Source organism: Sporomusa sp. (assembly GCF_057736855.1).
This window is the reverse complement of the sequence record NZ_JBYKYF010000071.1, coordinates 1-12,108: the sequence shown is the minus strand read 5'-3', so window position 1 is coordinate 12,108 and position 12,108 is coordinate 1. Positions and strand designations below refer to the sequence as shown.

General features: G+C 41.9%; 9 protein-coding genes and 2 tRNA genes. 9 read left to right on the top strand and 2 right to left on the bottom strand.

The annotated features are described in order from the left end of the window. Positions 1 to 215: 215 nt before the first annotated feature. The 6 genes from gdhA to AC29Z1_RS06660 all read left to right on the top strand — a co-directional run bounded on the left by gdhA (position 216) and on the right by AC29Z1_RS06660 (position 8,774). The gene (gene gdhA, locus AC29Z1_RS06685) at positions 216 to 1,571 is read left to right on the top strand and encodes an NADP-specific glutamate dehydrogenase (RefSeq protein WP_488270682.1); all 1,356 of its coding nucleotides are present in this window, start codon (positions 216 to 218) and stop codon (positions 1,569 to 1,571) included. A gap of 190 nt (positions 1,572 to 1,761) precedes the next feature. Then, the gene (locus AC29Z1_RS06680) at positions 1,762 to 3,696 is read left to right on the top strand and encodes a sigma 54-interacting transcriptional regulator (RefSeq protein ID WP_488270681.1); all 1,935 of its coding nucleotides are present in this window, start codon (positions 1,762 to 1,764) and stop codon (positions 3,694 to 3,696) included. Positions 3,697 to 3,986: 290 nt separating this feature from the next. After that, on the top strand, positions 3,987 to 5,183 hold the full coding sequence (locus AC29Z1_RS06675) for a uroporphyrinogen decarboxylase family protein (protein WP_488270680.1): 1,197 nt from the start codon (positions 3,987 to 3,989) through the stop codon (positions 5,181 to 5,183). A gap of 65 nt (positions 5,184 to 5,248) precedes the next feature. Next, entirely contained in the window at positions 5,249 to 5,890 is a 642-nt protein-coding gene (locus AC29Z1_RS06670) for a cobalamin B12-binding domain-containing protein (RefSeq protein ID WP_488270679.1), read from the top strand. A 395-nt stretch (positions 5,891 to 6,285) separates the two neighbouring features. Further along, positions 6,286 to 7,485: an MFS transporter gene (locus AC29Z1_RS06665; protein WP_488270678.1), complete on the top strand. Its 1,200-nt coding sequence runs from the start codon at positions 6,286 to 6,288 to the stop codon at positions 7,483 to 7,485. 269 nt (positions 7,486 to 7,754) lie between these two features. Continuing rightward, on the top strand, positions 7,755 to 8,774 hold the full coding sequence (locus tag AC29Z1_RS06660; RefSeq protein ID WP_488270677.1) for an alpha-hydroxy-acid oxidizing protein: 1,020 nt from the start codon (positions 7,755 to 7,757) through the stop codon (positions 8,772 to 8,774). A 163-nt stretch (positions 8,775 to 8,937) separates the two neighbouring features. On the opposite strand, the gene AC29Z1_RS06655 is transcribed toward AC29Z1_RS06660, so the two are convergent. Then, positions 8,938 to 10,032 carry a glycerol dehydrogenase gene (locus tag AC29Z1_RS06655; RefSeq protein ID WP_488270676.1) on the bottom strand — a complete coding sequence of 365 codons (1,095 nt, stop codon included), beginning with the start codon at positions 10,030 to 10,032 and terminating at the stop codon, positions 8,938 to 8,940. A 272-nt stretch (positions 10,033 to 10,304) separates the two neighbouring features. Here AC29Z1_RS06655 and AC29Z1_RS06650 point away from each other — a divergent pair, with 272 nt between their 5' ends. After that, a complete protein-coding gene (locus AC29Z1_RS06650) occupies positions 10,305 to 11,492 on the top strand; it encodes an RtcB family protein (RefSeq protein ID WP_488270675.1) in 1,188 nt (395 codons plus the stop codon). Between the two features lie 81 nt (positions 11,493 to 11,573). Here the strand turns inward: AC29Z1_RS06650 and AC29Z1_RS06645 are convergent, their stop codons facing one another. Further along, complete coding sequence (locus tag AC29Z1_RS06645) at positions 11,574 to 11,747, bottom strand: hypothetical protein (protein WP_488270674.1); 174 nt, start codon at positions 11,745 to 11,747, stop codon at positions 11,574 to 11,576. Positions 11,748 to 11,881: 134 nt separating this feature from the next. Between AC29Z1_RS06645 and AC29Z1_RS06640 the strand changes: the two genes are divergently transcribed. Together AC29Z1_RS06640 and AC29Z1_RS06635 are read left to right on the top strand one after the other, a co-directional pair. After that, positions 11,882 to 11,964, top strand: a tRNA-Leu gene (locus AC29Z1_RS06640). Positions 11,965 to 11,968: 4 nt separating this feature from the next. After that, positions 11,969 to 12,055 (top strand) — tRNA-Leu (locus AC29Z1_RS06635). The last annotated feature ends 53 nt before the right edge of the window (positions 12,056 to 12,108 follow it).

Below are 12,108 nucleotides of genomic sequence, written 5' to 3'. Positions count from 1 at the left end.
GTCAAAATTGATGGAAGAAGCTTTAAAGGGATTATTTATAAATAACTATGTTTCAATTATTTTGTAAACATAGTTCCTTGGTGTTGAACAAGTAGTATATAAAAATATGATTGAAAATTCTGTTAAATCTGGTAGGCAAAATAACCAATAGGTTGTATAATATAAATAGAGGGAATTGGATATATTATACAAAAAACAATAGGGGGATTGGAAACATGACTACACATGCTAAACAGTATTGTGACGAGCTTTATCGCCGCGTTGTCGAACGAAATGCCAATGAACCTGAATTCCACCAGACAGTCCAGGAAGTGCTGAGTTCTTTAGTGCCTGTACTTGAAAAAAATCCCGAATATATTGAACTGGGAATTATTGAGCGCCTTGTGGAGCCGGAGCGTCAATTTATATTCCGGGTGCCCTGGGTGGATGATACTGGTAGAGTGAGAGTGAATCGCGGCTTCCGGGTTCAGTTCAACAGTGCGATTGGACCATATAAAGGCGGCTTACGTTTCCATCCGTCGGTTAACCTCGGTATTATTAAATTCCTTGCTTTTGAACAAACATTCAAGAATTCCCTGACAAGCTTGCCAATGGGTGGCGGCAAAGGCGGTTCTGATTTCGACCCGAAAGGAAAATCCGATAATGAGGTTATGCGTTTTTGTCAAAGCTTCATGACTGAGCTGTATCGCTATGTCGGACCGGATACTGATGTACCGGCTGGTGACGTTGGCGTTGGCGGCCGGGAGATCGGATACCTGTTTGGACAATATAAAAGAATAGTCGGCAGCTATGAAAATGGCGTATTAACAGGAAAAGGCCTTACGTATGGCGGCAGCCTGGCGCGTCCAGAAGCCACTGGTTTTGGAATTGCTTATTTCTGTCAGGAAATGCTGAAATCGAAAGGAACCAGTTTTGATGGCAAAACCGTAGCTATATCAGGCTTTGGCAATGTTAGCTGGGGAACGGTGAAGAAAGTTACTGAATTGGGTGGTAAGGTTGTAACCCTTTCCGGTCCTGACGGATACATTTACGATCCAGATGGCGTCAGTGGCGAAAAAATTGATTATATGCTGGAAATGAGAGCTTCTTGTCGTGACCAGGTTAAAGATTATGCCGACAAATATGGGGTTAAATTTTTCCCGGGCGAAAAACCCTGGAAAGTAAAAGTAGATATTGTCATTCCTTGTGCTACGCAAAACGAGATTCATCTTGAGGATGCAAAGCACATTGTCGCCAATGGAGTAAAATTTGTTTGCGAAGGATCTAATATGCCCTGCACCAACGAAGCCATTGATTATTTCCTGAAAAATGGCGTGTATCTTGGACCTTCAAAGGCGGCTAATGCAGGTGGTGTATCTGTCTCAGGTCTGGAAATGTCACAAAACAGCATGCGGATGGCTTGGTCGTTTGAAGAAGTTGATGCTAAACTCAAAACCATTATGCTGAATATCTATCAAAATGCCAGCCAGGCGGCCGAAGAATATGGTTTTAAGGACAACCTGGTTGTTGGCGCCAACATTGCTGGATTTATCAAAGTGGCCGAAGCCATGAAAGCCCAAGGTGTGGTTTAAAACCTAATGAGCAATGGGATATTCGAAGCCTAAGGTAGGCTCGGATATCCCATTGCTTTTTGTTTTATCTATATGTATATCCGGTGGGTAAGACTGATTATTCTGTTCTGCGGTCATTAAGCAGGAAGACTCAGATTTACAACGAATAAGGGTGTTTACAGTCATATTACAAGGAATCAGCGGAGGAACTATGGCAAGAATTGCTTTTATCGCACCCTACAAGGAAATGTATTTGGCAGGGCAAAAAGTAATTAAGGATTTAGGTATTCAAGATATAGCAGAGTCATATCTTAGCCGCAATGATCGTGCGGTGCCACTGGCAAAAAGGTTAGTGGCGGCGGGGGTGGAGGTGGTCGTAACCCGCGGTGGGACGGCTACCTTAATTATTAAGGCTGGGATCGAGGTGCCGGTTATTGAAATTCCTATTGGTGCGCCTGAACTGGTCCGGGCATTAGTTGATGCTAAAAAAATAACAGGCTTACAAAATCCGGTTATTGCTGTGCTGGCATTTCGTAATATGATATATCAGTTGGAAGTATTATCCGATATTCTTGGAGTCGAGCTGATGATTTATGAACTTAGCTCATCTTTTACCATTCCGATGGCATTGGAAAAGCTGACAAAAGAAAAAAAGGTAGATATTGTTTTAAGCGGTATTCACGGTACTCGCCTCGCACGACAAAAAGGCATGAAGACGGTGGAGATTGGGTGGAGTGAAGCTTCATTGCGGACAGCCTTTATGGAAGCGAAAAAGGTTGCCTATGCACGGAAGCTGGAACAAAAGCGGTCGCAGACTTTTCGTGTATTAGTTGATTATTCGTTGGAAGGAATCATCAGTACCCATAGTGATCGCCAGATAGAAGTCTTCAATCCGGCTGCTGAGCGGTTGCTGGGGGTAGAGGCCAGTACAGTCATTGGTAAAAAAATCGATGAAGTATTCCCCATGTTTGATGTTGCCACATGTCTTAAGCAAGGCCAAAGTCTGCTCGGACAAATCGTCAAAGTAAATAAAATCACAATTTTGGCCAATATTGCCCCGGTAAAAGTAGGAGATGAGCTTGTCGGTGCGATGATTACCTTTCAAGATATATCTAAAATTACCGAAATGGAAGGTAAAATTCGCAAAGAAATATATACAAAAGGGCTGGTAGCAGAGCATACTTTTGCCGACATACTTGGCGCTTCACCCGCTATACAACATGCCAAGGAGGTAGGCAGAGAATTTGCCAAAAGTGATGCCACAGTTATGATTATTGGTTCTTCCGGTGCAGGAAAAGAGCTATTTGCGCAAAGCATCCACAATTGCAGTAAACGCTGTAAAGGTCCTTTTGTAGCCGTCAATTGTGCTGCCATTCCTGCTTCGCTTTTAGAAAGTGAACTGTTTGGTTATGTGGAAGGGGCCTTTACAGGGGCTAATCGCAAAGGCAAACCAGGCCTGTTTGAACTCGCGCATACTGGAACGATATTTCTGGACGAAATATCGGAAATGGATACATATGGCCAAAGCCGTCTGCTGCGGGTGGTCCAGGAAAAACAAGTCATGCGGCTTGGCGATGATAAGTATATTCCGATTGATGTCAGGATTATTGCTGCTACCAACAGAAATCTACTTCAACTCGTAAAAGACGGTAAATTTAGAGAAGATTTGTATTATCGCTTACATGTGCTTAGTTTGCACATTCCACCGCTAAAAGAACGACAAGAGGATATTATCATTCTCGCTGAGCATTATATTAAGCTGTTTACGAAACAATACTTTGGTGACAGTCATAAAACCTTGGTTCTCGAACCACAGGCCATCAACCTGTTAAACCAATACGATTGGCCAGGGAATGTGCGCGAGTTAAGAAACGTAATGGAGCGTCTGGTTATTATGACGCAAGGTGAGATGATAACTGCTGAAGCCATTCGTGATTATTTTCAGAGTCATTCTCTCACTGTTCAAGAAAATAGACCCAGGGTAGATATCCATTTATTTAGCGAAAGGGAAAGAATTCTTCAAGCATTAATTGCATCAGACTATCATCAAGGTAAAGCAGCCGAATTATTAGGTATGAATCGGAGTACACTCTATCGCAAACAAAAAAAATACCAAATTGACATTAAGCGATTTTGCAACAAATAATGCAATTTGCCACATAGACATAATGCAATTTGCATCAATAGTCCAAGGAGCAAATGGTTTGCGTTGAATAATCACTCAAAACCCTTATCTTATCCATCCAAGGAGGCGTTATAATCAACACCTCCTTTTTTTATTATCAAACGCCGCTTGTATATATTGGTTTTGGCATGAATATTGCATTTTTAGTTTAATGTACAGGACCTGATGGAGCTACATGGCTGCCGACGAGGCTGTAATGTATTCATACCGTGCAATTACTGAATTTTCTTACATATGGGGGGGTAAAAACCATGATGTCACACAGAGAAAGAATGTTAGCAACCCTGCAGGGAAGGCCTACCGATTGTCTGCCGGTTGTACCGCGCCTGGATTTGTGGTATAAGGCAAATAAGTATAAAGGGACGCTTCCGGCAAAATATCGCAATTATACTCTGATGCAGATTATTGAAGATTTGGATGTGGGGTATCACAGTGTTACCGCTGACCGAGATTTATATCATGATTCCCTTGATATAGTGGATCGCGCACTGGGTATCTGGCGGGTAGACACTATGCCATATCATACGAAATTCCGGAATATTAAACGCAATATCACTTATGAAGGAGACACCACGGTTGTTGAGTATATAACTCCTGTTGGTAATATCCGGACAAAAGTAGTCTATGATGAGTCCATGCGTTCAGCCGGTATTACTTTATCCCATGTGGCTGAACATGCCATCAAAAGTGTGGATGATTTTGAGGCGGTGGCTTATATTTTCGAAAATGCCGAAGTTGTCCCCAATTATGAAGGAATGCTTAAGCTAAAAGCGGAGATCGGTGATCGGGCCTTGTTAGTAGGAACAGCCAGTATGGGCTGTTCAGCGATGCATCATATTTTGCATGAATTAATGCCCTATGATTTGTTCTTTATGGAGTGGTATGATCACAAAGAAGAATTACTGCAGTTAGCTGAACGGATGACACCCTATATTAATAAAGTCATTGATGTAGCCATTAATAGTCCGGCAGATATCATTCAATCCGGTACTAACTATGACGCACAGATCACCTGGCCGCCTTTTATGGCCGAATGTGTAGCACCCTATCTGGCGGCTACTGCAGATAAGGTTCATGCCGCAGGAAAATTTTTGTTAACGCATACAGATGGGGAAAATAAGGGACTATTACCTTTCTTTTTGAAAGGTAAAATTGATATTGCTGACTCAATCACTCCGGCACCTATGACCTCACTCACGCTCAAGCAGGTCAGAGAGGCATTTGGTGATAAGATCACAATCTGGGGAGGAATACCATCGGTTTCAGTATTGGAAAATTCCATGACCGATTATGAGTTTGACGTCTTCATTTATGACTTATTTGAACAAATGGGTAAAGGCGATCATCTCATCCTGAGCATTGCCGATACCGCTCCACCGGCCATGAAGTTTTCAAGGCTTGAACGAATTATCAAAATGGCAAAAGAATTTGGCCCTATTCGTCCATAAGCTGTCGTGAGGAATATACGCAAAAGGAATCAGCTACATGCAAAATATTATGAGGAGGAATTGTTGTGGAAAAACTGTTACAAGACATACATGCGGCTATTTGGGAGCATGATGCGAAAAAGGTCAAAGAATTGGTAAAAAAGGCCGTTGCTGCCAATATGGATGTGCAATCCATTGTTAATGACGGACTGGTCGAAGGCATGAACCGCATTGGTGCTAAGTTTAAATCTGGTGAAGTATTCATCCCTGAAGTCTTAGTTTCTGCCCGTGCTATGGCAGCAGGCATGGCGGTGATTAAACCATTACTCAAACAGGCCGGTATAAAAGAAAAGGGAACCTTTCTGATTGGTACAGTAAAGGACGACTTGCACGATATTGGCAAGAATCTGGTCATTATGATGTTTGAAGGTGCTGGCTACAAAGTGATTGATTTAGGAATCAATGTTCCTAAAGAAAAATTTGTTGAGGCAGTTGCCGAGCATAAACCCGATGTTGTTGGTTTAACTGCTTTGCTTACTACCACCATGGTGCATATGAAAGACACGACTGACGCCCTAAAAACAGCTTATCCTGGAATTAAAATCATTGTAGGCGGAGCACCGATTACCCAACGGTTTGCCGATGAAATTGGGGCCGATGCATACGCTGTTGACGGTGCCGTTGCCGTTGAAATAGCAAACAAGTTTCTGGAGCAAGCGGCTGGTTAAGGAACTCCTATGCGGATTAATTACTTAACCCAGTATCGGGCTGAAAAACTTGTATAAACTCTGTTTTGAGAGCCGTTGTAAAGGTAACCACCATTGCAACGGCTCATTTTGTAGAATCATATTCATAGTATTTCATTTTTTTCTTTGAAACGAAGAGGAATTTTTGCAAAACGTATGGAAGATTAGGCAAAGCTAATCCTGTCATAGAAGATGTTACATATGCTGGAGGAAAGGAATTCAAGCTTATGAATACTTGCAAAAACAGCGAACTGTCACCGGACCACCCTTTAAGAATGTATTATGATTATTTTTTGCAGATGGAATATATATGGGTAGAAAAAATAAAACCTGAATAATGCTATCCAATGAAATTTGATTTATGGGAGGATATGTAATTGAATCAAAAATATGTATACCTTGTAGCGGCCGCGCATTTTTTCTGCGATATTAGCATGGGGGCGTTGCCAGCTATTTTTCCATTTTTTATTTTGCATTATGGTATGGATTACCAAGCCGTGGCAGGTTTTATGTTTGCGTCTAGCTTTTTATCTTCGGTGGTACAGCCTGCTTTTGGCTGGCTGGCAGATCGTGTGTCAAAAACATGGTTTATGTCATTGGGGATTTTTTTAACTGGTACAGCCATGGGGATGGCTGGGCTGTTTGAAAATTATTGGGCTATTTTTGCTCTAGTAACGGTAAGTGGAATCGGCAATGCTATTTTTCACCCAGAAGCGGCGCGCATGATTCACAAACTTTCTGGAGCCAAGAGAGGTACGGCTTTAAGTATTTTTTCTGTAGGCGGTAACGGTGGTTTTGCCGCCGGACCGATTCTTGCTGTGTCTGCCATTACGGCATTTGGTATGAAAGGAACAGCCGTGTTTTGCTTGTTGGCAGTGATTATGGCCAGCATTTTATTGCTGGTTGTTCCCAAAATGAAAGCAGATATCGCTCAGACTTCTGTTTCTGAAATAGCTGCCGATGGAACAACCTCAGAACCAGACAGCAAGCTGCGGAATGATTGGTCATCCTTTGCCCGGTTAACATTGCTAATTATTTTTAGCTCGATTGCCCTTTGCGGGTTGCGAAGCTTTATTCCGCTATATTTGGTAAATGCCACAGGACTTTCTACTGCGGCAGCTGGTTCAGCGCTGTCCCTGTTATTTATGTTTGGTGTAGTGACTACCCTTATTGGTGGCGTGTTGGCAGACAAAATCGGTTATTTAAAAGTGGTGCAGATCAGTTATGTGCTGTTGGTACCAATGATAGGTTTATTATCACAGACCTCAAATGCGTACATTGCGTATGCCTTGATGATCCCGATTGGTTTTGCCATGTTTTCCCCGTTCAGTTCGATTGTTGTATTGGGACAGAGTTATTTAGCGCGTAGTATCGGTTTTGCCTCCGGCGTGACACTGGGCCTTAGTTTTAGTGTAGGTGGCATAATTGTTCCTTTAGTCGGTAGGTTTGCCGATCATTATGGGTTGCCGGCAACCATGGAACTTCTCACAGCGGTTGCCATGCTGGCGGCAGTATGTTCGTTTCTTCTGCCTAAACCTGTGCTTATGGGGGTGCAGCGAGAATCGAAGGCAATGTAAGCCTGGTAAACTCGAAAATTTGATATAAGTACTACCATGTGTATAGAAGAAATGTTAAAATATTTATTTTGTTTGCTAAATAGTGGAAGATGAGAGGATTTCGAATAACAGCATAGAAGATTATATTTTGAGAATTCTATGAGAGCATTCTTCAAATCCCTGAAATGCTTTATTCAAGAGCATATATGGCAGGGCAATCTTTGTCTGCTTATATAAACACTATACAGTGCGAATATAACAACAGCAAACAAAAAGAGGGGGAAATGATCATGACTTACAAAGAATTACTGGAAAAGGCACGGACTTGTATCGGCAGTTACTGCAAAGCATGTGCCATTTGCAATGGTCATGCCTGTAAAAACACAATACCTGGACCTGGAGCAAAAGGGGTTGGTGACACAGCCATTCGCAACTACCAGAAGTGGCAGGAGATCCGGGTCAATATGGATACCCTCTGTGCAAACAGACCGGTCGATACTTCGCTTACTATATTTGGCAGGACATTTAAATATCCGTTTTTCGCTGGACCGGTTGGTGCAGTAAATATGCACTACAGCGACAAATTTAATGATATGACCTATAATGATATTTTGGTTTCTGCCTGCATGGAAAATGGAATCGCAGCTTTTACCGGTGATGGTACAAATCCGGCCGTTATGGAAAGCGCGACTGCGGCGATAGCTAAAGTCAATGGTTGTGGTGTTCCTACGATTAAGCCCTGGAATTTTGATACAATCAAAGAAAAAATGGAGCTTGTACACCAATCAGGTGCTATGGCTGTTGCCATGGATATTGATGCAGCCGGTCTGCCTTTCTTAAAGAACATGACACCGCCGGCTGGCGGAAAATCCGTTGACGAGCTTCGCCGTATTGTTGAACTTGCTGGTATTCCATTTATCGTAAAAGGAATTATGACCGTAAAGGCTGCCATGAAAGCCAAAGCAGCAGGAGCAAAGGCCATTGTTGTTTCTAATCACGGTGGCCGGGTATTGGATCAGTGTCCGGCCACTGCAGAAGTGCTTCCGGAGATTGCGGAGGCTGTCGGCGGCGATGTAAAGATTTTTGTTGACGGCGGTATCCGCTCAGGTACAGATATTTTCAAGGCTTTGGCCCTTGGGGCTGACGGTGTCCTAATTTGCCGTCCGTTTGTAACAGCCGTATATGGTGGTGAAAAAGAAGGCGTAAAGCTGTATATTGAAAAGTTGGCTGAAGAATTAAAAGATACGATGGCAATGTGCGGTGCATTCAGCCTGAGCGAAATTACCAGAGATATGGTACGTCGACCATAAGTCGTTTTCACCAAGAAAACGGATAATGATGGTATTATGAAACGAAAATAGAGCATACCGATCCAACAGCATATTGAACAGCCCCTCAAACATTAGAATCATATCTAACATTTGGGGGGCTGTTTATTTTGGGGAGAATTTTTGCTTTATGTTTCTTTTAGGTCTATTTTACACTTAAAAAGGTTTTTCCTAATGCATCGGCTGCTAATAATGCATTATACAGTTCATCCGGAGTTACATCACCAAGCATATTATGGATGGATTCTCCGGGCATACATGCTTTTTCCGCTGCAATATGAACTCTGCTTACATCCGAAACGCCGACTTGCGCTAATGTTACAGGTAAACCAACCGAGATACAGAATTCAATTACCTCCGCAATTTCTTCCATAGGAGCATTTTCAATAATTAACTGTGCAATTGTTCCGAAAGCCACTAATTCTCCGTGCATAGTTGATTCACATTCTTTTAAGGCGGTAAAACCGTTATATACAGAATGGGCAACCGCCAAACCGCCATTATCTGCTCCCACACCGCTTAGATAAGTATTTGCCTCAATGATATTTTCCACTGCCGGAGTTAAAAGACCCTGCTCAACGGCTAATTTTGCCTTATAGCCATCGGCCAATAGTGTTTCATAGCAAAGCCTGCAAAGTGCCATTGCTGAATTCGTGATTCCGCCATTTTCGAGGCTGGGTGAATTGGTTTTTAAGCAGGCTCTTGCTTCAAAATAGGTGCCTAAGGCATCGCCCATTCCTGCCACCAAAAATTTTACTGGTGCTGCAGCGATGATAGAAGAATCTACAATTACCGTCTCCGGATTTTTTGGATAAAAAATATAGTTGCAAAAAGAACCGTCATCATTATAAATTACGGAAAGACCTGTGCACGGCGCATCGGTAGCTGCGACTGTAGGCATAATTACTACCGGCAATTTTTCATAATAGGCGATAGCTTTGGCAGTGTCTATGGCACTTCCTCCGCCAATTGCGCCTACAACCTCGATATTGTTTTCTTTAACAATCTTTCTCAATCTTTCGATTTCACCAGTAGAGCTAATCCCATTAAATATTTCAAACATAATGTTTGCAGGTTTATTTTCAAAACTTTTTTCAATTTTAGGTTTGGCAGTTTTGCAGCCGCTGCGACTACAAACAAACAAAAAAGAAGTTCCCAAATCTTTGGTGATTTCATAAGCTTCTAGCAAAGCATTTTTTCCTTGTACATACTTAGCAGGTGCTCTCATTAGTTTTAACATCTTAGCATCGTCTCCTAGAAAAAATATTTATGGAAAAAAATACGTAAGAGCAAACAGTAATTCGCTATTTGCTTAGTTGTATTTTAGCACTAATCTTCTCTGGTTTCTAGTGAAAAAACTAACAAATTGTGTTTATTACATAATTGAGAAAATCTATTCCCGTAATAATATGCTTTGTTATAGTATTTGGTCTCAATATAATGTGCAGGTATAATATAGATAATTAATAAAACATTGCAGAAATACATATAGAATTTGTAGAGGGAGGCTTTATGATTGAAATTAAGGGAAAATACAATACTGCTTTAGTATTTGCCGAAACGATCGAGGAAACCGCATTCCATCAAATTGAAACCTTGTGCAATCAGGAATTTGTGAAACACAGCAAAATAAGAATTATGCCTGATGTCCATAGTGGAGTCGGCTGTACCATAGGGACCACAATGACGATGGAAGATAAAGTAGTACCTAATCTTGTTGGTGTTGACATTGGCTGTGGTATGGAAGTTATCCGGCTGGAAAATCGTCAAATTGATTTGTACAAGCTGGATCAATTGATTTATGATAAAATACCTTGTGGTTTTCAGATCAGAGACAAAGAGCACAAATATAATGACGAAATTGATCTGACTGCATTGAAGTGCAAAGCCAAAGTCAATCTTACAAGAGCAAGGCGGAGTATCGGTTCACTAGGCGGGGGCAATCATTTTATCGAAGTCAATAAAGATAGCCATGACAATGTATATATTGTTGTTCATTCCGGCAGTCGACATTTAGGGAATGAAGTGGCAAGCCTTTATCAAAACCTTGCCGTTCAATTGTTGAAAGAGAATTCCGGTATTGCAGAGCGTAATGGGGCCGGAGGAAAAAAAGGAGTAGCGAAAGAACACAAGCGTAGCAAGAAGGAAAGTGTAACTGGCATACCCAAGGAGTTAGCTTATTTGTCTGGGGTGTATTTTGAGGACTATATCCATGATATGAAGATTGTTCAGCGTTTTGCCGACTTGAATCGGAAAGCTATAATAGATGAAATTGTAACCGGCATGAAGCTGGATGTGGCAGAACAGTTTACAACCATCCACAATTACATTGATACCGAGAATATGATTTTGCGTAAAGGAGCCGTTTCGGCTAAAAAATCTGAAAAATTGTTGATTCCCATAAATATGCGTGATGGCAGTTTGATTTGCGTTGGCAAAGGGAATCCTGAATGGAATTTTTCAGCTCCACATGGCGCTGGTCGAATTATGAGTCGAATGCAAGCTAAGAAATCCTTTACCTTGTCACAATATCAAGAGCTTATGAAAGGGATTTTTACCACATCTGTCAACAAAGCGACACTGGACGAATGTCCTTTGGCCTATAAGCCGCTGGAGGATATTGTTAAGCATATCGGCGAAACTGTGGACATTATTGAAAAGATTCAGCCGATATATAATTTTAAAGCAGCAGAATCATAGAAAATGGTTCTAGATCTGGTTGCGTGATAAAAAGGAGGGCCCCTTATAGACACTGTTACCTATGAGAGGCCCCCGGATTATTTACTGCTTTTTTTCGGCATATTTGGCACTAGCTAGTTCAGAGGCTTTATCAATTTTAGCATTATATTGATCGGTAACTGTATCTGAGTTTTGGTAGCTTACGCCTTCTAACTTTTCTGTTGCGCTATCAGTAGCTTCGTCCAGCAGCTTGGTTGCCTTCTTTTTATTTTGCATGCTATCACCTCCTAACTACAGTGTGCACCAGTTTTATATAAGTAAACCTAGCTATATTTGTCATTTTTAATAATTTTACGTGTATTGCGGTTGACAATAATCTAAACAACTGGTATAGTATTAACTCGGAGGACGCGGGAGTGGCGGAATTGGCAGACGCACCAGACTTAGGATCTGGCGGGTAACCGTGGGGGTTCAAGTCCCTTTTCCCGCACCATAATGCCGGAGTGACGTAATTGGCAGACGTAGCAGACTCAAAATCTGCCGGGGGTAACCCCGTGTCGGTTCGAGTCCGACTTCCGGCACCATCTAGGGGTATAGCTCAATTGGTAGAGTAGCGGTCTCCAAAACCGTTGGTTGT